The organism is Photobacterium swingsii, assembly GCF_024346715.1.
GTDB classification, from domain to species: Bacteria; Pseudomonadota; Gammaproteobacteria; order Enterobacterales; family Vibrionaceae; genus Photobacterium; species Photobacterium swingsii.
Genome location: NZ_AP024852.1, coordinates 3,738,557 through 3,760,540 on the forward strand (window position 1 = coordinate 3,738,557; position 21,984 = coordinate 3,760,540).

The 21,984-nt window shown below is 48.7% G+C and carries 11 protein-coding genes, 5 tRNA genes and 7 rRNA genes; 3 read left to right on the forward strand and 20 right to left on the reverse strand.

The genetic code is table 11. The annotated features are described in order from the left end of the window. Positions 1-184: 184 nt before the first annotated feature. The 12 genes from OCU77_RS17000 to OCU77_RS17055 form a co-directional block, all read right to left on the reverse strand. Positions 185-260 (reverse strand) — tRNA-Ala (locus OCU77_RS17000). Positions 261-305: 45 nt separating this feature from the next. After that, a tRNA-Ile gene (locus OCU77_RS17005) sits at positions 306-382 on the reverse strand. Between the two features lie 75 nt (positions 383-457). Next, positions 458-2,000: ribosomal RNA gene (locus tag OCU77_RS17010) — 16S ribosomal RNA — on the reverse strand. A gap of 407 nt (positions 2,001-2,407) precedes the next feature. Continuing rightward, positions 2,408-2,523: ribosomal RNA gene (gene rrf, locus OCU77_RS17015) — 5S ribosomal RNA — on the reverse strand. A 127-nt stretch (positions 2,524-2,650) separates the two neighbouring features. Then, positions 2,651-5,542: ribosomal RNA gene (locus OCU77_RS17020) — 23S ribosomal RNA — on the reverse strand. A 310-nt stretch (positions 5,543-5,852) separates the two neighbouring features. Further along, positions 5,853-5,928, reverse strand: a tRNA-Val gene (locus OCU77_RS17025). A 31-nt stretch (positions 5,929-5,959) separates the two neighbouring features. Then, positions 5,960-6,035, reverse strand: a tRNA-Lys gene (locus OCU77_RS17030). Position 6,036: 1 nt separating this feature from the next. Next, positions 6,037-6,112: transfer RNA gene (locus tag OCU77_RS17035), tRNA-Glu, on the reverse strand. Positions 6,113-6,208: 96 nt separating this feature from the next. Beyond that, positions 6,209-7,751, reverse strand: a 16S ribosomal RNA gene (locus OCU77_RS17040). 407 nt (positions 7,752-8,158) lie between these two features. Continuing rightward, positions 8,159-8,274: ribosomal RNA gene (gene rrf / locus OCU77_RS17045) — 5S ribosomal RNA — on the reverse strand. A 127-nt stretch (positions 8,275-8,401) separates the two neighbouring features. Continuing rightward, positions 8,402-11,293: ribosomal RNA gene (locus tag OCU77_RS17050) — 23S ribosomal RNA — on the reverse strand. Between the two features lie 319 nt (positions 11,294-11,612). Continuing rightward, positions 11,613-13,155 (reverse strand): 16S ribosomal RNA (locus tag OCU77_RS17055). Together the 16S, 23S and 5S rRNA genes with 5 tRNA genes alongside form the textbook arrangement of a ribosomal RNA operon. Positions 13,156-13,572: 417 nt before the next feature. Here OCU77_RS17055 and OCU77_RS17060 point away from each other — a divergent pair. Continuing rightward, positions 13,573-14,118: a gamma carbonic anhydrase family protein gene (locus OCU77_RS17060; protein WP_048900113.1), complete on the forward strand. Its 546-nt coding sequence runs from the start codon at positions 13,573-13,575 to the stop codon at positions 14,116-14,118. Here the strand turns inward: OCU77_RS17060 and OCU77_RS17065 are convergent. From OCU77_RS17065 to tsaC, 4 genes are all read right to left on the reverse strand, one after another. After that, positions 14,108-14,371, reverse strand: coding sequence for a DUF1488 family protein (locus OCU77_RS17065; protein WP_048900112.1), 264 nt, complete (start codon positions 14,369-14,371; stop codon positions 14,108-14,110). The genes OCU77_RS17060 and OCU77_RS17065 overlap by 11 nt on opposite strands. A 16-nt stretch (positions 14,372-14,387) precedes the next feature. After that, positions 14,388-15,209, reverse strand: a complete 822-nt coding sequence (aroE, locus tag OCU77_RS17070) for a shikimate dehydrogenase (RefSeq protein ID WP_107303109.1) — start codon at positions 15,207-15,209, stop codon at positions 14,388-14,390. A gap of 75 nt (positions 15,210-15,284) precedes the next feature. After that, positions 15,285-16,190, reverse strand: coding sequence for an oxygen-dependent coproporphyrinogen oxidase (gene hemF, locus OCU77_RS17075; RefSeq protein WP_048900111.1), 906 nt, complete (start codon positions 16,188-16,190; stop codon positions 15,285-15,287). Between the two features lie 5 nt (positions 16,191-16,195). Next, positions 16,196-16,753: an L-threonylcarbamoyladenylate synthase type 1 TsaC gene (gene tsaC / locus OCU77_RS17080; RefSeq protein WP_048900122.1), complete on the reverse strand. Its 558-nt coding sequence runs from the start codon at positions 16,751-16,753 to the stop codon at positions 16,196-16,198. Between the two features lie 197 nt (positions 16,754-16,950). Between tsaC and purE the strand changes: the two genes are divergently transcribed. Together purE and OCU77_RS17090 are read left to right on the forward strand one after the other, a co-directional pair. Beyond that, positions 16,951-17,436 carry a 5-(carboxyamino)imidazole ribonucleotide mutase gene (gene purE / locus OCU77_RS17085; protein WP_048900110.1) on the forward strand — a complete coding sequence of 162 codons (486 nt, stop codon included), beginning with the start codon at positions 16,951-16,953 and terminating at the stop codon, positions 17,434-17,436. A 4-nt stretch (positions 17,437-17,440) separates the two neighbouring features. Next, entirely contained in the window at positions 17,441-18,553 is a 1,113-nt protein-coding gene (locus OCU77_RS17090; protein ID WP_048900109.1) for a 5-(carboxyamino)imidazole ribonucleotide synthase, read from the forward strand. Between the two features lie 70 nt (positions 18,554-18,623). On the opposite strand, the gene OCU77_RS17095 is transcribed toward OCU77_RS17090, so the two are convergent. The 4 genes from OCU77_RS17095 to OCU77_RS17110 are packed head-to-tail and all read right to left on the reverse strand — an operon-like array spanning position 18,624 to position 21,868. Then, complete coding sequence (locus OCU77_RS17095; protein WP_048900108.1) at positions 18,624-19,202, reverse strand: DNA topoisomerase family protein; 579 nt, start codon at positions 19,200-19,202, stop codon at positions 18,624-18,626. A gap of 25 nt (positions 19,203-19,227) precedes the next feature. Next, positions 19,228-19,701: a DUF494 family protein gene (locus OCU77_RS17100; protein ID WP_048900107.1), complete on the reverse strand. Its 474-nt coding sequence runs from the start codon at positions 19,699-19,701 to the stop codon at positions 19,228-19,230. Further along, the gene (dprA, locus tag OCU77_RS17105; RefSeq protein WP_048900106.1) at positions 19,698-20,798 is read right to left on the reverse strand and encodes a DNA-processing protein DprA; all 1,101 of its coding nucleotides are present in this window, start codon (positions 20,796-20,798) and stop codon (positions 19,698-19,700) included. The genes OCU77_RS17100 and dprA overlap by 4 nt, the downstream gene beginning before the upstream one ends. Beyond that, complete coding sequence (locus tag OCU77_RS17110; protein WP_053111871.1) at positions 20,795-21,868, reverse strand: LysM peptidoglycan-binding domain-containing protein; 1,074 nt, start codon at positions 21,866-21,868, stop codon at positions 20,795-20,797. The genes dprA and OCU77_RS17110 overlap by 4 nt, the downstream gene beginning before the upstream one ends. Between the last annotated feature and the right edge of the window lie 116 nt (positions 21,869-21,984).

A 21,984-nucleotide genomic window follows, 5' to 3' on the forward strand; every position in this document is an offset into this window, starting at 1 on the left:
CGGACTCATACACAAGACACTTGAATGTGTGTTGTTTTGAGAACTCGTATTTTCTTTCGAAAATACTATTGTCATTCAATCATTCGATTGAATGTACTAGTCAGCTTTCCAGATTGTTAAAGAACATGTGTTAGTCCGAAGACATCCACTTTCTAAACACACTCAAACGAATGTTTTTAGAAAGTGGTGGAGCTATGCGGGATCGAACCGCAGACCTCCTGCGTGCAAGGCAGGCGCTCTCCCAGCTGAGCTATAACCCCAACGGTATAAAAAGACTGTACCATCACTTTTTCTGGGAGAAAAAGTGGTGGGTCTGAGTGGACTTGAACCACCGACCTCACCCTTATCAGGGGTGCGCTCTAACCACCTGAGCTACAGACCCAAGTCTTTTTTGCGTTCTTTTACATTTTAACCAAGCAATCTGTGTGGACACTGCATTAAACAAGCAGTCTATCGTTAAGGAGGTGATCCAGCCCCAGGTTCCCCTAGGGCTACCTTGTTACGACTTCACCCCAGTCATGAACCACACCGTGGTAAACGCCCTCCCGAAGGTTAAGCTATCTACTTCTGGTGCAGCCCACTCCCATGGTGTGACGGGCGGTGTGTACAAGGCCCGGGAACGTATTCACCGTGGCATTCTGATCCACGATTACTAGCGATTCCGACTTCATGGAGTCGAGTTGCAGACTCCAATCCGGACTACGACGTACTTTCTGGGATTCGCTCACCATCGCTGGTTGGCAGCCCTCTGTATACGCCATTGTAGCACGTGTGTAGCCCTACTCGTAAGGGCCATGATGACTTGACGTCGTCCCCACCTTCCTCCGGTTTATCACCGGCAGTCTCCCTGGAGTTCCCACCATTACGTGCTGGCAAACAAGGATAAGGGTTGCGCTCGTTGCGGGACTTAACCCAACATTTCACAACACGAGCTGACGACAGCCATGCAGCACCTGTCTCAGAGTTCCCGAAGGCACTAAGCTATCTCTAGCGAATTCTCTGGATGTCAAGAGTAGGTAAGGTTCTTCGCGTTGCATCGAATTAAACCACATGCTCCACCGCTTGTGCGGGCCCCCGTCAATTCATTTGAGTTTTAATCTTGCGACCGTACTCCCCAGGCGGTCTACTTAACGCGTTAGCTCCGAAAGCCAGTGTTCAAGACACCAACCTCCAAGTAGACATCGTTTACGGCGTGGACTACCAGGGTATCTAATCCTGTTTGCTCCCCACGCTTTCGCATCTGAGCGTCAGTCTTTGTCCAGGGGGCCGCCTTCGCCACCGGTATTCCTTCAGATCTCTACGCATTTCACCGCTACACCTGAAATTCTACCCCCCTCTACAAGACTCTAGTCTGCCAGTTCAAAATGCTGTTCCGAGGTTGAGCCCCGGGCTTTCACATCTTGCTTAACAGACCGCCTGCATGCGCTTTACGCCCAGTAATTCCGATTAACGCTCGCACCCTCCGTATTACCGCGGCTGCTGGCACGGAGTTAGCCGGTGCTTCTTCTGCAGCTAACGTCAAATGATAGCGCTATTAACACTACCACCTTCCTCACTGCTGAAAGTACTTTACAACCCGAAGGCCTTCTTCATACACGCGGCATGGCTGCATCAGGGTTTCCCCCATTGTGCAATATTCCCCACTGCTGCCTCCCGTAGGAGTCTGGACCGTGTCTCAGTTCCAGTGTGGCTGATCATCCTCTCAGACCAGCTAGGGATCGTCGCCTTGGTGAGCCTTTACCCCACCAACTAGCTAATCCCACCTGGGCTAATCTTGACGCGAGAGGTCCGAAGATCCCCCTCTTTGGCCCGTAGGCATTATGCGGTATTAGCTATCGTTTCCAATAGTTATCCCCCACATCAAGGCATATTCCCAGGCATTACTCACCCGTCCGCCGCTCGTCAGCGAAGTAGCAAGCTACTTCCTGTTACCGCTCGACTTGCATGTGTTAGGCCTGCCGCCAGCGTTCAATCTGAGCCATGATCAAACTCTTCAATTAAAGTTTTGTTGGTCTTGCGACCGGCTCAATGAATACTGATTGAACATCGATAACTAGAAGCTAGTCATGATATTCGAATTGACTGTGCCAAATAATAAGTAAACTTGTTATTTGTATTGGTCACTCAGTTCATTGATATAATCTTTTTTGACTATTCATTTCACGAGTGCCCACACAGATTGCATGGTCAAATTGTTAAAGAACGTTGACTTTCAACGCCTTAGCGTTAAACGCTTCAGCAAGTCAGGACGCGTATAATACGCTTCTTGATTTTTAAGTCAAGATAAAATTTTCATCTTTTTAATCATTCGATTAAAACACAAAAACCTTATGTTGACTCCGCTCACACCACGTGGTGCTAGAGCGAAATAAAAGCCCGTTGTTGCCAACGGGCTCTCAAATTTGAAGCCTGGCGATGACCTACTCTCACATGGGGAGACCCCACACTACCATCGGCGCTATTACGTTTCACTACTGAGTTCGGCATGGGATCAGGTGGGTCCATAATGCTATGGTCGCCAAGCAAATTCGGGTTATTTACCGCCATCAGGCGATAAATACAATCTGGGAAAATCTAACTAGTGTTTACAATTTCGTTCAAACACGTCATTCAAGTGCTCATGGAGTCCGTAAAACCCCTTGGGTGTTGTATGGTTAAGCCTCACGGGCAATTAGTACAGGTTAGCTCAATGCCTCGCAGCACTTACACACCCTGCCTATCAACGTCGTAGTCTTCGACAACCCTTTAGAGACCTTAAAGGTCTAGAGATGACTCATCTTGAGGCTCGCTTCGCGCTTAGATGCTTTCAGCGCTTATCGATTCCGAACGTAGCTACCGGGCAATGCGATTGGCATCACAACCCGAACACCAGCGGTTCGTCCACTCCGGTCCTCTCGTACTAGGAGCAGCCCCTCTCAATCATCTAACGCCCACGGCAGATAGGGACCGAACTGTCTCACGACGTTCTAAACCCAGCTCGCGTACCACTTTAAATGGCGAACAGCCATACCCTTGGGACCGACTTCAGCCCCAGGATGTGATGAGCCGACATCGAGGTGCCAAACACCGCCGTCGATATGAACTCTTGGGCGGTATCAGCCTGTTATCCCCGGAGTACCTTTTATCCGTTGAGCGATGGCCCTTCCATTCAGAACCACCGGATCACTATGACCTGCTTTCGCACCTGCTCGAATTGTCATTCTCGCAGTCAAGCGGGCTTATGCCATTGCACTAACCTCACGATGTCCGACCGTGATTAGCCCACCTTCGTGCTCCTCCGTTACTCTTTGGGAGGAGACCGCCCCAGTCAAACTACCCACCAGGCACTGTCCGCACCCCCGATAAGGGGGCGACGTTAGAACATCAAGCATACAAGGGTGGTATTTCAAGATTGCCTCCACCCCATCTAGCGACGAGGTTTCAAAGGCTCCCACCTATCCTACACATGTAGGGTCAATGTTCAGTGCCAAGCTGTAGTAAAGGTTCACGGGGTCTTTCCGTCTAGCCGCGGGTACACAGCATCTTCACTGCGATTTCAATTTCACTGAGTCTCGGGTGGAGACAGCGTGGCCATCATTACGCCATTCGTGCAGGTCGGAACTTACCCGACAAGGAATTTCGCTACCTTAGGACCGTTATAGTTACGGCCGCCGTTTACCGGGGCTTCGATCAAGAGCTTCGACCGAAGTCTAACCCCATCAATTAACCTTCCGGCACCGGGCAGGCGTCACACCGTATACGTCATCTTTCGATTTTGCACAGTGCTGTGTTTTTAATAAACAGTTGCAGCCACCTGGTATCTGCGACTCCCTACAGCTTAGAGAGCAAGTCTCATCACCGTGAGGAGCGTACCTTCTCCCGAAGTTACGGTACCATTTTGCCTAGTTCCTTCACCCGAGTTCTCTCAAGCGCCTTGGTATTCTCTACCTGATCACCTGTGTCGGTTTGGAGTACGATTACGTATAACCTATCGCTTAGAGGCTTTTCCCGGAAGCATGGCATCAATGACTTCATCACCGTAGTGACTCGACATCAGGTCTCAGCCTTAAGATAGTCCGGATTTGCCTAAACTATCAGCCTACACCCTTGAACTTGGACGACCGTCGCCAAGCCCACCTAGCCTTCTCCGTCCCCCCATCGCAGTTATAAGCAGTACAGGAATATTAACCTGTTTCCCATCGACTACGCCTTTCGGCCTCGCCTTAGGGGTCGACTTACCCTGCCCCGATTAACGTTGGACAGGAACCCTTGATCTTCCGGCGAGGGAGTTTTTCACTCCCTTTATCGTTACTCATGTCAGCATTCGCACTTCTGATACCTCCAGCAGCCCTTACAGACCACCTTCAACGGCTTACAGAACGCTCCCCTACCCAATATGACAAGTCATATTGCCGCAGCTTCGGTGTATAGCTTAGCCCCGTTAAATCTTCCGCGCAGGCCGACTCGACCAGTGAGCTATTACGCTTTCTTTAAATGATGGCTGCTTCTAAGCCAACATCCTGGCTGTCTGAGCCTTCCCACATCGTTTCCCACTTAGCTATAACTTTGGGACCTTAGCTGGCGGTCTGGGTTGTTTCCCTCTCCACGACGGACGTTAGCACCCGCCGTGTGTCTCCCGGATAGTACTTACTGGTATTCGGAGTTTGCAAAGGGTTGGTAAGTCGGGATGACCCCCTAGCCTTAACAGTGCTCTACCCCCAGTAGTATTCGTCCGAGGCGCTACCTAAATAGCTTTCGGGGAGAACCAGCTATCTCCAGGTTTGATTGGCCTTTCACCCCTAGCCACAAGTCATCCGCTAATTTTTCAACATTAGTCGGTTCGGTCCTCCAGTAAGTGTTACCTCACCTTCAACCTGCCCATGGCTAGATCACCTGGTTTCGGGTCTAATCCTAGCAACTATGACGCCCAGTTAAGACTCGGTTTCCCTACGGCTCCCCTAAACGGTTAACCTTGCTACTAAAATTAAGTCGCTGACCCATTATACAAAAGGTACGCAGTCACCCAACAAGTGGGCTCCTACTGCTTGTACGTACACGGTTTCAGGTTCTATTTCACTCCCCTCACAGGGGTTCTTTTCGCCTTTCCCTCACGGTACTGGTTCACTATCGGTCAGTCAGGAGTATTTAGCCTTGGAGGATGGTCCCCCCATGTTCAAACAGGATATCACGTGTCCCGTCCTACTCGTTTTCACTAATAATGCGTTGTCGGTTACGGGGCTATCACCCTGTGTCGCCAAGCTTTCCAGCTTGTTCACCTAACGCAAGACTAGCTTAAGGGCTAATCCGATTTCGCTCGCCGCTACTATCGGAATCTCGGTTGATTTCTCTTCCTCGGGGTACTTAGATGTTTCAGTTCCCCCGGTTCGCCTCGTTACGCTATGTATTCACGTAACGATAACTGCTTATGCAGTTGGGTTTCCCCATTCGGAAATCCCAGTCTCAAGTGATTTTTACTATCTAAACTGGGCTTATCGCAAGTTAATACGTCCTTCATCGCCTCTGACTGCCAAGGCATCCACCGTGTACGCTTAGTCACTTAACCATACAACCCCAAGGGGTCTGTATGTTCAAACAACCAAGGTTGTGTATCTGATAAGGATACAAATTGGTTTTTCGCCGGACTCATACACAAGACACTTGAATGTGTGTTGTTTTGAGAACTCGTATTTTCTTTCGAAAATACTATTGTCATTCAATCATTCGATTGAATGTACTAGTCAGCTTTCCAGATTGTTAAAGAGCATGTGTTTCTATCTAAAGAACCACTTTCTAATGATTTTCGGCGGCAAAAAAGCGGACTCAACAAAGGAAACCTTCATTGAATCTGCATGACGCAGAAAACAGTTAGAGAGTGGTGGGCGATACCGGGCTCGAACCAGTGACCCCCTCCTTGTAAGGGAGGTGCTCTCCCAACTGAGCTAATCGCCCACGATAGTTTGAATTCCTTCGTGAGAAAGAATGGTGGGTCGTGCAGGATTCGAACCTGCGACCAATTGATTAAAAGTCAACTGCTCTACCAACTGAGCTAACGACCCGTGGCGTCCCATAGGGGAGTCGAACCCCTGTTACCGCCGTGAAAGGGCGGTGTCCTAGGCCTCTAGACGAATGGGACTAAGTATTTCTACCATGTTGTTGGGCAACATGGTGCTCTCTGACATTTCGACCAAGCAATCTGTGTGGACACTGCATTAAACAAGCAGTCTATCGTTAAGGAGGTGATCCAGCCCCAGGTTCCCCTAGGGCTACCTTGTTACGACTTCACCCCAGTCATGAACCACACCGTGGTAAACGCCCTCCCGAAGGTTAAGCTATCTACTTCTGGTGCAGCCCACTCCCATGGTGTGACGGGCGGTGTGTACAAGGCCCGGGAACGTATTCACCGTGGCATTCTGATCCACGATTACTAGCGATTCCGACTTCATGGAGTCGAGTTGCAGACTCCAATCCGGACTACGACGTACTTTCTGGGATTCGCTCACCATCGCTGGTTGGCAGCCCTCTGTATACGCCATTGTAGCACGTGTGTAGCCCTACTCGTAAGGGCCATGATGACTTGACGTCGTCCCCACCTTCCTCCGGTTTATCACCGGCAGTCTCCCTGGAGTTCCCACCATTATGTGCTGGCAAACAAGGATAAGGGTTGCGCTCGTTGCGGGACTTAACCCAACATTTCACAACACGAGCTGACGACAGCCATGCAGCACCTGTCTCAGAGTTCCCGAAGGCACTAAGCTATCTCTAGCGAATTCTCTGGATGTCAAGAGTAGGTAAGGTTCTTCGCGTTGCATCGAATTAAACCACATGCTCCACCGCTTGTGCGGGCCCCCGTCAATTCATTTGAGTTTTAATCTTGCGACCGTACTCCCCAGGCGGTCTACTTAACGCGTTAGCTCCGAAAGCCAGTGTTCAAGACACCAACCTCCAAGTAGACATCGTTTACGGCGTGGACTACCAGGGTATCTAATCCTGTTTGCTCCCCACGCTTTCGCATCTGAGCGTCAGTCTTTGTCCAGGGGGCCGCCTTCGCCACCGGTATTCCTTCAGATCTCTACGCATTTCACCGCTACACCTGAAATTCTACCCCCCTCTACAAGACTCTAGTCTGCCAGTTCAAAATGCTGTTCCGAGGTTGAGCCCCGGGCTTTCACATCTTGCTTAACAGACCGCCTGCATGCGCTTTACGCCCAGTAATTCCGATTAACGCTCGCACCCTCCGTATTACCGCGGCTGCTGGCACGGAGTTAGCCGGTGCTTCTTCTGCAGCTAACGTCAAATGATAGCGCTATTAACACTACCACCTTCCTCACTGCTGAAAGTACTTTACAACCCGAAGGCCTTCTTCATACACGCGGCATGGCTGCATCAGGGTTTCCCCCATTGTGCAATATTCCCCACTGCTGCCTCCCGTAGGAGTCTGGACCGTGTCTCAGTTCCAGTGTGGCTGATCATCCTCTCAGACCAGCTAGGGATCGTCGCCTTGGTGAGCCTTTACCCCACCAACTAGCTAATCCCACCTGGGCTAATCTTGACGCGAGAGGTCCGAAGATCCCCCTCTTTGGCCCGTAGGCATTATGCGGTATTAGCTATCGTTTCCAATAGTTATCCCCCACATCAAGGCATATTCCCAGGCATTACTCACCCGTCCGCCGCTCGTCAGCGAAGTAGCAAGCTACTTCCTGTTACCGCTCGACTTGCATGTGTTAGGCCTGCCGCCAGCGTTCAATCTGAGCCATGATCAAACTCTTCAATTAAAGTTTTGTTGGTCTTGCGACCGGCTCAATGAATACTGATTGAACATCGATAACTAGAAGCTAGTCATGATATTCGAATTGACTGTGCCAAATAATAAGTAAACTTGTTATTTGTATTGGTCACTCAGTTCATTGATATAATCTTTTTTGACTATTCATTTCACGAGTGCCCACACAGATTGCATGGTCAAATTGTTAAAGAACGTTGACTTTCAACGCCTTAGCGTTAAACGCTTCAGCAAGTCAGGACGCGTATAATACGCTTCTTGATTTTTAAGTCAAGATAAAATTTTCATCTTTTTAATCATTCGATTAAAACACAAAAACCTTATGTTGACTCCGCTCACACCACGTGGTGCTAGAGCGAAATAAAAGCCCGTTGTTGCCAACGGGCTCTCAAATTTGAAGCCTGGCGATGACCTACTCTCACATGGGGAGACCCCACACTACCATCGGCGCTATTACGTTTCACTACTGAGTTCGGCATGGGATCAGGTGGGTCCATAATGCTATGGTCGCCAAGCAAATTCGGGTTATTTACCGCCGTCAGGCGATAAATACAATCTGGGAAAATCTAACTAGTGTTTACAATTTCGTTCAAACATGTCATTCAAGTGCTTATGGAGTCCGTAAAACCCCTTGGGTGTTGTATGGTTAAGCCTCACGGGCAATTAGTACAGGTTAGCTCAATGCCTCGCAGCACTTACACACCCTGCCTATCAACGTCGTAGTCTTCGACAACCCTTTAGAGACCTTAAAGGTCTAGAGATGACTCATCTTGAGGCTCGCTTCGCGCTTAGATGCTTTCAGCGCTTATCGATTCCGAACGTAGCTACCGGGCAATGCGATTGGCATCACAACCCGAACACCAGCGGTTCGTCCACTCCGGTCCTCTCGTACTAGGAGCAGCCCCTCTCAATCATCTAACGCCCACGGCAGATAGGGACCGAACTGTCTCACGACGTTCTAAACCCAGCTCGCGTACCACTTTAAATGGCGAACAGCCATACCCTTGGGACCGACTTCAGCCCCAGGATGTGATGAGCCGACATCGAGGTGCCAAACACCGCCGTCGATATGAACTCTTGGGCGGTATCAGCCTGTTATCCCCGGAGTACCTTTTATCCGTTGAGCGATGGCCCTTCCATTCAGAACCACCGGATCACTATGACCTGCTTTCGCACCTGCTCGAATTGTCATTCTCGCAGTCAAGCGGGCTTATGCCATTGCACTAACCTCACGATGTCCGACCGTGATTAGCCCACCTTCGTGCTCCTCCGTTACTCTTTGGGAGGAGACCGCCCCAGTCAAACTACCCACCAGGCACTGTCCGCACCCCCGATAAGGGGGCGACGTTAGAACATCAAGCATACAAGGGTGGTATTTCAAGATTGCCTCCACCCCATCTAGCGACGAGGTTTCAAAGGCTCCCACCTATCCTACACATGTAGGGTCAATGTTCAGTGCCAAGCTGTAGTAAAGGTTCACGGGGTCTTTCCGTCTAGCCGCGGGTACACAGCATCTTCACTGCGATTTCAATTTCACTGAGTCTCGGGTGGAGACAGCGTGGCCATCATTACGCCATTCGTGCAGGTCGGAACTTACCCGACAAGGAATTTCGCTACCTTAGGACCGTTATAGTTACGGCCGCCGTTTACCGGGGCTTCGATCAAGAGCTTCGACCGAAGTCTAACCCCATCAATTAACCTTCCGGCACCGGGCAGGCGTCACACCGTATACGTCATCTTTCGATTTTGCACAGTGCTGTGTTTTTAATAAACAGTTGCAGCCACCTGGTATCTGCGACTCCCTACAGCTTAGAGAGCAAGTCTCATCACCGTGAGGAGCGTACCTTCTCCCGAAGTTACGGTACCATTTTGCCTAGTTCCTTCACCCGAGTTCTCTCAAGCGCCTTGGTATTCTCTACCTGATCACCTGTGTCGGTTTGGAGTACGATTACGTATAACCTATCGCTTAGAGGCTTTTCCCGGAAGCATGGCATCAATGACTTCATCACCGTAGTGACTCGACATCAGGTCTCAGCCTTAAGATAGTCCGGATTTGCCTAAACTATCAGCCTACACCCTTGAACTTGGACGACCGTCGCCAAGCCCACCTAGCCTTCTCCGTCCCCCCATCGCAGTTATAAGCAGTACAGGAATATTAACCTGTTTCCCATCGACTACGCCTTTCGGCCTCGCCTTAGGGGTCGACTTACCCTGCCCCGATTAACGTTGGACAGGAACCCTTGATCTTCCGGCGAGGGAGTTTTTCACTCCCTTTATCGTTACTCATGTCAGCATTCGCACTTCTGATACCTCCAGCAGCCCTTACAGACCACCTTCAACGGCTTACAGAACGCTCCCCTACCCAATATGACAAGTCATATTGCCGCAGCTTCGGTGTATAGCTTAGCCCCGTTAAATCTTCCGCGCAGGCCGACTCGACCAGTGAGCTATTACGCTTTCTTTAAATGATGGCTGCTTCTAAGCCAACATCCTGGCTGTCTGAGCCTTCCCACATCGTTTCCCACTTAGCTATAACTTTGGGACCTTAGCTGGCGGTCTGGGTTGTTTCCCTCTCCACGACGGACGTTAGCACCCGCCGTGTGTCTCCCGGATAGTACTTACTGGTATTCGGAGTTTGCAAAGGGTTGGTAAGTCGGGATGACCCCCTAGCCTTAACAGTGCTCTACCCCCAGTAGTATTCGTCCGAGGCGCTACCTAAATAGCTTTCGGGGAGAACCAGCTATCTCCAGGTTTGATTGGCCTTTCACCCCTAGCCACAAGTCATCCGCTAATTTTTCAACATTAGTCGGTTCGGTCCTCCAGTAAGTGTTACCTCACCTTCAACCTGCCCATGGCTAGATCACCTGGTTTCGGGTCTAATCCTAGCAACTATGACGCCCAGTTAAGACTCGGTTTCCCTACGGCTCCCCTAAACGGTTAACCTTGCTACTAAAATTAAGTCGCTGACCCATTATACAAAAGGTACGCAGTCACCCAACAAGTGGGCTCCTACTGCTTGTACGTACACGGTTTCAGGTTCTATTTCACTCCCCTCACAGGGGTTCTTTTCGCCTTTCCCTCACGGTACTGGTTCACTATCGGTCAGTCAGGAGTATTTAGCCTTGGAGGATGGTCCCCCCATGTTCAAACAGGATATCACGTGTCCCGTCCTACTCGTTTTCACTCGTAATGCGTTGTCGGTTACGGGGCTATCACCCTGTATCGCCAAGCTTTCCAGCTTGTTCACCTAACGCAAGACTAGCTTAAGGGCTAATCCGATTTCGCTCGCCGCTACTGTCGGAATCTCGGTTGATTTCTCTTCCTCGGGGTACTTAGATGTTTCAGTTCCCCCGGTTCGCCTCGTTACGCTATGTATTCACGTAACGATAACTGCTTATGCAGTTGGGTTTCCCCATTCGGAAATCCCAGTCTCAAGTGATTTTTACTATCTAAACTGGGCTTATCGCAAGTTAATACGTCCTTCATCGCCTCTGACTGCCAAGGCATCCACCGTGTACGCTTAGTCACTTAACCATACAACCCCAAGGGGTCTGTATGTTCAAACAACCAAGGTTGTGTATCTGATAAGGATACAAATTGGTTTTTCGCCGGACTCATACACAAGACACTTGAATGTGTGTTGTTTTGAGAACTCGTTTTTATCATTAAGATAAAAACTATTGTAATTGAATCTAACGATTCAATTTACTAGTCAGCTTTCCAGATTGTTAAAGAGCATAACGCAAAAAGCGTTAATCAATAACTGACGTTATTCATTAGCGCTTTCGCTATTTCTAAAACTATTTTACCAAGCAATCTGTGTGGACACTGCATCAAACAAGCAGTCTATCGTTAAGGAGGTGATCCAGCCCCAGGTTCCCCTAGGGCTACCTTGTTACGACTTCACCCCAGTCATGAACCACACCGTGGTAAACGCCCTCCCGAAGGTTAAGCTATCTACTTCTGGTGCAGCCCACTCCCATGGTGTGACGGGCGGTGTGTACAAGGCCCGGGAACGTATTCACCGTGGCATTCTGATCCACGATTACTAGCGATTCCGACTTCATGGAGTCGAGTTGCAGACTCCAATCCGGACTACGACGTACTTTCTGGGATTCGCTCACCATCGCTGGTTGGCAGCCCTCTGTATACGCCATTGTAGCACGTGTGTAGCCCTACTCGTAAGGGCCATGATGACTTGACGTCGTCCCCACCTTCCTCCGGTTTATCACCGGCAGTCTCCCTGGAGTTCCCACCATTATGTGCTGGCAAACAAGGATAAGGGTTGCGCTCGTTGCGGGACTTAACCCAACATTTCACAACACGAGCTGACGACAGCCATGCAGCACCTGTCTCAGAGTTCCCGAAGGCACTAAGCTATCTCTAGCGAATTCTCTGGATGTCAAGAGTAGGTAAGGTTCTTCGCGTTGCATCGAATTAAACCACATGCTCCACCGCTTGTGCGGGCCCCCGTCAATTCATTTGAGTTTTAATCTTGCGACCGTACTCCCCAGGCGGTCTACTTAACGCGTTAGCTCCGAAAGCCAGTGTTCAAGACACCAACCTCCAAGTAGACATCGTTTACGGCGTGGACTACCAGGGTATCTAATCCTGTTTGCTCCCCACGCTTTCGCATCTGAGCGTCAGTCTTTGTCCAGGGGGCCGCCTTCGCCACCGGTATTCCTTCAGATCTCTACGCATTTCACCGCTACACCTGAAATTCTACCCCCCTCTACAAGACTCTAGTCTGCCAGTTCAAAATGCTGTTCCGAGGTTGAGCCCCGGGCTTTCACATCTTGCTTAACAGACCGCCTGCATGCGCTTTACGCCCAGTAATTCCGATTAACGCTCGCACCCTCCGTATTACCGCGGCTGCTGGCACGGAGTTAGCCGGTGCTTCTTCTGCAGCTAACGTCAAATGATAGCGCTATTAACACTACCACCTTCCTCACTGCTGAAAGTACTTTACAACCCGAAGGCCTTCTTCATACACGCGGCATGGCTGCATCAGGGTTTCCCCCATTGTGCAATATTCCCCACTGCTGCCTCCCGTAGGAGTCTGGACCGTGTCTCAGTTCCAGTGTGGCTGATCATCCTCTCAGACCAGCTAGGGATCGTCGCCTTGGTGAGCCTTTACCCCACCAACTAGCTAATCCCACCTGGGCTAATCTTGACGCGAGAGGTCCGAAGATCCCCCTCTTTGGCCCGTAGGCATTATGCGGTATTAGCTATCGTTTCCAATAGTTATCCCCCACATCAAGGCATATTCCCAGGCATTACTCACCCGTCCGCCGCTCGTCAGCGAAGTAGCAAGCTACTTCCTGTTACCGCTCGACTTGCATGTGTTAGGCCTGCCGCCAGCGTTCAATCTGAGCCATGATCAAACTCTTCAATTAAAGTTTTGTTGGTCTTGCGACCGGCTCAATGAATACTGATTGAACATCGATAACTAGAAGCTAGTCATGATATTCGAATTGACTGTGCCAAATAATAAGTAAACTTGTTATTTGTATTGGTCACTCAGTTCATTGATATAATCTTTTTTGACTATTCATTTCACGAGTGCCCACACAGATTGCATGGTCAAATTGTTAAAGAACAAACTGACTTATCGTTGCTGGCTAAGCGCCTTGCTCCGTGTCAGTGAGGTCGTATTATAGAGACTTCGATCACATTGGCAAGGGGGTTTTTAAGATAATTATGACATTTATGTTTAAGCGCTCAACTATCGAACAATAAGCCTTATTTTAGATATAAATCACACGACTTCAGCGCTATTCTTTTCACTCTTATCATCAAAACAGGCTACTTCTATGTCAGACTCTACGCGTACCTTTAAAGGAAAAGCGCCAAAATTAGGCCTTCATACCTATATAGATACTTCTGCCGTGATGATCGGTGAGATTACACTTGGCAATGAATCCAGCATTTGGCCTTTGGTTGCCGCTCGTGGTGATGTTAATCATATTGTTATTGGTGATCGCTCTAATATACAAGATGGTTCTGTACTTCATGTTAGCCGTGCTACTGATGATAACCCCAAAGGTCACCCTCTAATTATTGGCAATGATGTTACTGTCGGGCATAAAGCCATGCTGCATGGTTGCCACATAGGAAATCGAGTCTTAGTCGGGATGGGAGCCATTATTTTAGATGGAGCGATTATTCACGATGACATCATTATCGGTGCAGGTAGTTTAGTGCCGCCTAGTAAGGTCTTAGAAAGTGGTTATCTATATATAGGTAGTCCAATAAAAAAGGCACGATCTTTAACAGAGAAAGAACGCACCTTCTTAAAAGTATCAGCCGATAATTATGTCCGCTTAAAAGATGAATACCTTCGAGAGGCTAGCCAATAAAGATAGAGCCATCTTGCTCATAGTCTTCATCTTCAATGCGCGCTTCTGCTAATTCTTCAAGGTCAAAACGTAAATGTATAAAAGCAGCAACAATGTCGGCTTCACTGACCAATGAATTAGATGTTCGTTGCTGTAACCAGCTAAGCGATACCCAGCACTCAATCAATGCACCAGCTTGCTGCGCAGGAAAGCTGATCGCTTGGCGCTCAACATGCCAGGTTTGAATGTCGGCAAATAAAATATCTTGGTTCATGGTGTTCTCTATATCACTATTGTTGGAGTTGGATTCTCAGTTCACGCTGTACCTGTTTCGCACTAGGCCGTAAACCCCGCCATAACATAAAACTTTCTGCAGCTTGTCCCACTAACATGCCAAGTCCATCAAGTGTACGCAGCGCGCCCAACTCGTTTGCCCATTGGTTAAAAGTGGTCGTTTTTGCACTGTAAACCATATCGTAGCAAGTCACTTGACTTGAAATCAGGCTCTTAGGTAAAGGTGGCAGTTGACCAGACAGCCCTGCAGAAGTCGAGTTGATAATGATGTCGACTGTAAAGCCTTGAAGTTTATCGATCGCTTGCGAAGAAATATTGCCATACGAAGAAAAAAGATCAGCTAATTGCTGCGCCTTAGCTTCTGTACGATTTGTCACAACCAGTTCCGCTGGTTGTTGCGCTAATAAAGGCAGAATAACCCCACGCGCAGCCCCACCCGCACCAACCAATAAAATACGCTTTCCTTGTAAAGCGACTTGATGCTGCAATAAATCCTGAACTAAGCCTTCACCATCGGTATTGTCCCCGAGAATAATACCATCGTCGAGCTTCTTCAGTGTGTTCACCGCTCCCGCTAACCGCGCCCGCTCCGTTAGCTGTTGTGCATACTGGAACGCTTCTTCTTTGAATGGTGCCGTGATATTACAACCACGACCACCTTGTGCAAAAAAGTGATCAGCCGCCACAGTGAAACCACCAATTTCAGGCTGCTCTGCGTGATAAGCCATATCTTGAGCCGTTTGGCGTGCAAATAAAGTATGAATAAAAGGCGATTTACTTTGAGCTATAGGGTTACCAAAAACAGCGTACTGATCCATGTGGGCAAGCTTCCAATAAATAAGGGTCGATAATTCGACCCTAACACTGCATCTATTGAAGCTCAAACAGTTCGTTTACCACGTCCGCGGTTTTAAATAGTCTTGGTACAGTTTCGCTTCTGCTGAATCGGCTTCGGGTTGGTAGCTATATTCCCAACGCGCTAATGGCGGCATCGACATTAAGATTGATTCCGTACGACCACCACTTTGCAAACCAAACAAGGTGCCACGATCATAAACCAAATTAAATTCGACATAGCGGCCACGACGATAAAGCTGAAACTCGCGTTCACGCTCACCAAAGGGGAGGGTATGACGCTTTTCAACAATCGGTAGATACGCATCAATGTAGCCATTGCCGACCGCTTGCATATAAGCAAAGCTCTTTTCAAAACCCCACTCATTCAGATCATCGAAAAATAAACCACCAACACCACGCGTCTCATTGCGGTGAGGCAAGTAGAAATATTTATCGCACCATGCTTTATGGTCGGCATATACATTATCGCCAAAGGGTTGGCATAACGCTTTGGCCGTGTCATGCCAGTGCTGGCAATCTTCTTCAAAAGGGTAAAATGGCGTTAAATCAAACCCACCACCAAACCACCATACTGGCGCCTCACCTTCTTTCTCAGCAATGAAGAATCGAACATTAGCATGGGAAGTCGGAACATAAGGGTTATTCGGATGGATAACCAATGATACTCCCATGGCTTCAAAGCTACGACCCGCCAACTCAGGACGATGTGCTGTCGCAGATGCTGGCATTTGAGTGCCAAACACATGAGAAAAGTTCACACCACCTTGCTCAAATACAGCGCCGCCTCGCATCACACGACTACGACCACCACCACCTTGCTCACGTTGCCATTCATCTTGTTCAAAGCTTGCTTGACCATCTTGCGCTTCAATCGCACAGCAGATTCGATCTTGCAGGTCGAGTAAAAAGGCTTTAACCGCAGCTTTATCGACTGTTTGCATGTTGATTATCCTTGGCGAAAAACATTACCCGTGATCGCATCACGAATTTCAGATGGATTATCACGGCCGCCAGTGTCACCTTGCAAAATCGCGGGTAAACAGTGGCCAAGTTGTAATTCAACTTCTGCAGCGGTACGCCCTGGTTCTTGGCCAGATAAGTTCGCGCTCGTTGAAGTGATAGGTTTACCAAACTCACGGCATAATCGCTGAACCAGAGGATGATCCGTCACTCGCACCGCAATCGTTGAGAATTGTCCCGTTAAATAAGGAGGTACATTGGCTTTAGTTGGCATTACCCAAGTCACAGGTCCCGGCCACGTCGCTTGAATTTGCTGGCGCTGAGCCGGTGATAACTGGCTATCGTCAATGTAAGGCAACAGCTGGTCATAATCTGCTGCAATTAAGATCAGGCCTTTTTCAATTGGTCGCTGCTTAATGTCGAGCAATTTCATAACAGCTTGTTCGTTGTCGGGGTCACAGCCCACGCCAAAGACAGCTTCAGTCGGGTAGGCGATAACCTCCCCCTGTTGCAGTGCGGTGATCACTTGCGCAAAATTTTCCACGTCACCCTCATTATAATTTAGCTGATTATCATTTAACTTTCTGTTTACTAGTTTACCCACTCTCGGCAAGCAACTCCATGACGGAATTACATGAGGCAAAATCACCGACGCAAACGTTTTCCTTATCTAAAAATCACCGTATAATGCGGCCAACACGTATTCGTAGTGACATTTTAAGTTATCAACAGGAGATCGGAATGAAAGTTGGAATTATCATGGGTTCAAAATCTGACTGGCCAACCATGCAGCATGCTGCTGAAATGTTAGATCGCTTCAATGTCCCTTATGAAACGAAAGTTGTTTCAGCTCACCGTACTCCTCAACTACTTGCTGATTATGCTAACGGTGCCAAAGATCGTGGTATCAAGGTGATCATAGCAGGCGCAGGTGGTGCCGCTCACCTACCAGGTATGGCTGCGGCATTTACGAGCTTACCCGTACTCGGGGTGCCAGTGCAGTCGCGTGCTCTCAAAGGAATGGATTCACTCTTATCTATCGTTCAAATGCCAAAAGGTATCGCAGTCGGTACCCTAGCCATAGGTGAGGCCGGAGCGGCAAACGCTGGTATTTTGGCAGCGCAGATCATTGGCACACACGATGAAGACGTAATGGCAAAAGTAGAAGCATTCCGCAGTGAACAAACTGAAACCGTTCTTGCGAATCCAAATCCAGCTGAGGGCTAATCATATGCACGTACTGGTTTTAGGTGCAGGTCAGCTCGCACGTATGATGTCATTGGCAGGTGCCCCCTTAAATGTTGAGATTTCTGCGTTTGATGTCGCTAGCGAAAATATCGTGCACCCACTCACACAAACGGTGATCGGCCAAGGGTTAACCTCAGCCATTGCACGTGCAGATGTGATTACGGCAGAGTTTGAGCATATTCCACATCCGATTCTTGATGAATGTGAGCAAAGTGGTAAGTTTCTACCAACAACTGAAGCAATAAAAGCCGGTGGTGATCGCCGTATCGAGAAAGCCCTGCTCGATAATGCAAAAGTACGTAATGCAAAATATTACGTTATCAATAACCGTACCGACTTCGATGCAGCAATTCAGCACGTCGGACTGCCGATGGTACTGAAAAGTGCGCTTGGTGGTTACGATGGAAAAGGGCAATGGCGTTTAAAAGATCCCGCTCAAGTGGATACCATTTGGGATGAAATGGCACAATGCATTGACGCAACACCGAATCAAGCCATTGTCGCAGAAGAATTTGTCCCTTTTCATCGCGAAGTATCACTCGTGGGAGCCCGTGGTAAAGATGGTTCAGTTGTTGTCTACCCGCTCGCGGAAAATGTCCATACTGATGGAGTGTTAAGCCTATCAACGGCAATTGATGAAACAGCACTACAAGCACAAGCCAAGCAGATGTTTACCGCTGTCGCTAATAGCCTTGATTATGTCGGCGTGCTAGCCCTTGAGTTTTTTGACCTTGATGGTGAGCTACTGGTTAATGAAATTGCACCTCGTGTTCATAACTCGGGCCACTGGACACAACAAGGTGCTGAAACCTGTCAATTTGAAAACCATTTACGCGCTGTCTGTGGCTTACCCTTGGGTAGCACAGCCTTGATCCGCCCAACAGCGATGCTCAATATTTTAGGCGAAGACACCTTACCAGAAAGCGTCCTTGCTGAAGCAGGTTGCCATGTGCACTGGTACGGCAAAGAAAAACGAGCAGGCCGCAAGATGGGACATATCAATGTGTGTGCCTCCACGCCTGACGCCTTGATGAATAAGTTGCACGCGCTCAGCCAGCAACTGGATAGCGACGCTTTTCCCGCCCTCAAACGCTAAGGCATTTTTCTTGCCCTAAAACTACAAAAGCCAGCATTATGCTGGCTTTTTATCGACATTATCGAATAGCTTATTCGTTTGGCTCGGATTCAACGACATCCTGATACGCGTGGCACTTTCTATCGGCACACTGCAATTTCATCCCACTCACTAACTTTTTCTCAATCAGCAAACCATAGCCACAAGACTGACAGCAGCCACTTACTGGCTTGTGATTAACCGCAAAGCGACACGTCGGATACTGGTCACAGGCAAAAAACATTTTACCATAACGTGATTTACGCTCGATCAAATGCCCTTTATCACAACTTGGACAAGCGATATGGGTGTCTTCTGCTTTTTTCTCTAATGGCTCGATATGATGGCAAGTTGGGTAATTCAAACAGCCGATGAACATACCATAGCGACCTTGGCGTAATACCAGCTCATCGCTGCACTCAGGGCAAGGCTTGCCTAGGTGCTTGACAACATGGCCATCATTTTGATGAAGCGGCTGAATAAACTCACAACTTGGGTATTGGCTACAACCTAAAAAAGGCCCACGCTTACCAAAGCGCATGGTTAATTCACTGCCGCACTCAGGACACGCTTGGTGTTCTAATGCATGTTCATGAGTAGCAAAAAGTTCTTGGTCAATTTTCCCAGACATGGTGATTTACGCTGCCGTTAACAAATTAGTGAATGTAGCCGTCTTCCATGCCATACAACAGCTCTTCCATCTGGCTGTAAGCACTTTCATTACCCGGCGCATTGAATAGCACCATCAAGATAATCCATTGAAGGTCATCTAAGATAAATTCATTGGTTTCGAGTTCCATAACACGATCGATCACCATTTCGCGAGTGTCGGCACTCAACACATGAATTTGCTCTAGGTAAATTAAGAAGCCACGACAAGCAACGTCAAGGCGTGCCATCTCTTGTGGGGTGTAAATACGAATCGACGTCACCGCACTCACATTCATGTACGGATGCTGTTCAGTTTCTTGTAGCGCAGCCAGCTTTTCTAACCAAGAAAGAGCTTTGTAAATATCTTCTTGATGAAAGCCCGCTCGAAGTAGCTCATCGGATAGTTCTTCCTGATCAACCAACAGCTCAGCATCGCTGTGTATATAGGTTTCAAACAGGTACATTAAGATATCCATCATGACTTGCCCCTCCTCGTTTTGATATAGCCACCGGGTACTGAGGTAACAAACCCAAGTAATTCTAGCTCTAATAATTGCATCATTACTTCGTGTACGGGTTGTTCACTACGTTCAGCAACCACATCTACGGGTGTTGCTTCATTGCCTACGGTAGCCAACAAGGCTGGAAATGGCAATTGCTGATCTTCACCCTGTGGCAGAGTTTGGCTTAATTGACTATTTATTGCGCACTCTGTCAGTGCACCTACCTCCTCAAATATATCGACCGGGGTTTCTACCAATTTAGCACCCGATTTAATTAATGCGTTACAGCCGCGACTTTCTGGGTGACGAATCGAACCGGGTAGGGCAAAGACTTCTCGCCCTTGTTCGAGCGCGTAACGCGCAGTAATCAGTGAACCACTCTTTTCTGCTGCTTCTATAACTAATACGCCCACCGACAAGCCGCTGATCACTCTATTACGTCGAGGAAAGTTTTGCGGGCGTGGTTTTTCGTCAGGCCAGAACTCAGACACTAACGCACCTTGTTCTTTTATCTTAGCGGCTAAACCTCGATGACGAGCAGGGTATATCTGTGACAACCCCGACCCGAGGACAGCCAGCGTCGCGCCGCCATGCTTTAAGGCTCCGCTATGGGCTTGACCATCAACCCCTAAAGCTAATCCACTGGTCACCACATAATTACCTGCCACTAAAGCGCCAGCAAAATCATAAGCCGACTCACGGCCATCAATGCTGGCGGCTCGGCTGCCAACAATGGCCAGTTGTGGCGCACTTAAATACTCCACTTGCCCACACACAAACAAAACAGGCGGAGCTGCCGCAATTTGCTTCAATAGCGTCGGGTAGTAGGGGGAATCTAAGGTCAGAATGGTATTGTCGTTTTGCTCTGCCCACATCAGGCAACGATCAATACGAGCCTGGTGGGGTACACGAAATAGGGCTATCTGCGAACGTGATAAGCCAAGTGACATTAATTGGTCAGTCGACATAGCACGTAACTGCGTTGGCGTACCATGCTGTAATAAACGACTCACCTTCACACCGCCCACTTGAGGAATAGCGGTGAGTGCAAGCCAGTCTTCCAACTGACTCATGGTGTCAGCTGAGGAGATCGCGCCGACACACCCGCACTGAAAGGTTCAGTACTACGTAAAACAACCGCCAAGCTAAAGGCCTCATAAGCACGGATCACCATGACTTCACCAATCCCTCTAGGAGCAAGTTGAAATTGCGTCCCTGAATACGGCGAGCGTTTGTAGTCATAGCTGCCTTTCTTACCTGCAACCTCTGTCGCTGGATGATAAAGCTGCAAAACATGACCGGCTTGTAGCGCATCTAAGTGACCTTTATCCAGCACGACCACATCCGACGTGGCTATATACGATTGTCCATCAACAGCCCCCATGATTTGGGCGTCAATATCTGCCGGAGGGTTGGCTGGTGAAAAATGTAAATCCGCACTCGCTCCCTGCACAGGAGCTGGTAACAACACATCATTTAAATTGATTTCTTGGCGGTAGGATTGCAAAGCCAGAGTGCTGGTCTCGCCTTGCTGAGATAATACGCTTAATTTCGCCACTTCTTTTAAAACCGTGACACGCTTGCTGCCTTTGCGGCTATACGTGTCTATCGGACGGTATACCCACCACGCCTCACCAATGGGCAATAAAGTATCCGCCCACACCCTATCACCAGTAGAGAGTTGCTTACGTTGATCATCACTACCGATGACACGTGGGGCTGTCGCAAGCGCCTCATCGGATAACAAGCGGTGCTCGGTTAAATATGGCAACACTAAAGAAGACTGAAGTGTCGTGATCGGTGAACGTGTGACTTTAATTGTCGGTGACAACTTAATCACTTTTGATGGCTTACGCTGCAGCCGCGGTTGGCCATCAACCCAAACTAAATACAACTTATCGCCAGGATAAATAAGGTGCGGATTTTCAATATTCGGATTCGCCTGCCATAACTTAGGCCATAGCCAAGGGGTCGCTAAAAAGTGGTTAGAGATATCCCACAAGGTATCCCCAGTTTTCACTGTGTACACATCAGGAATATGGTCGTTCAACACAAGATGATGGCTGCCATTACTCGCCCAACTCGGCTGAATACATGCCGCGACGGTAAGCACACACGAAAAAAGAAAAGAGAGGGACTTCATGATGACGCTATCCTTGTACTACACAGATCCATTTTCTGGCAAGCTGTTACTGTAGCGATTTGTCTATAGATAGCGCCCAGCGTGACAGTGGCAAAGGCTCAGTGTCTATCCCCCCA

What these genes read in the sequence shown, in the direction of transcription:
- dprA (WP_048900106.1), bottom strand. Translation starts at nt 20,798, where the DNA reads ATGAGTCAGTTGGAAGACTGGCTTGCACTCACCGCTATTCCTCAAGTG.
- OCU77_RS17100 (WP_048900107.1), bottom strand. Translation starts at nt 19,701, where the DNA reads ATGATGGATATCTTAATGTACCTGTTTGAAACCTATATACACAGCGAT.
- hemF (WP_048900111.1), bottom strand. Translation starts at nt 16,190, where the DNA reads ATGCAAACAGTCGATAAAGCTGCGGTTAAAGCCTTTTTACTCGACCTG.
- aroE (WP_107303109.1), bottom strand. Translation starts at nt 15,209, where the DNA reads ATGGATCAGTACGCTGTTTTTGGTAACCCTATAGCTCAAAGTAAATCG.
- OCU77_RS17095 (WP_048900108.1), bottom strand. Translation starts at nt 19,202, where the DNA reads ATGTCTGGGAAAATTGACCAAGAACTTTTTGCTACTCATGAACATGCA.
- OCU77_RS17060 (WP_048900113.1), top strand. Translation starts at nt 13,573, where the DNA reads ATGTCAGACTCTACGCGTACCTTTAAAGGAAAAGCGCCAAAATTAGGC.
- OCU77_RS17110 (WP_053111871.1), bottom strand. Translation starts at nt 21,868, where the DNA reads ATGAAGTCCCTCTCTTTTCTTTTTTCGTGTGTGCTTACCGTCGCGGCA.
- OCU77_RS17065 (WP_048900112.1), bottom strand. Translation starts at nt 14,371, where the DNA reads ATGAACCAAGATATTTTATTTGCCGACATTCAAACCTGGCATGTTGAG.
- OCU77_RS17090 (WP_048900109.1), top strand. Translation starts at nt 17,441, where the DNA reads ATGCACGTACTGGTTTTAGGTGCAGGTCAGCTCGCACGTATGATGTCA.
- purE (WP_048900110.1), top strand. Translation starts at nt 16,951, where the DNA reads ATGAAAGTTGGAATTATCATGGGTTCAAAATCTGACTGGCCAACCATG.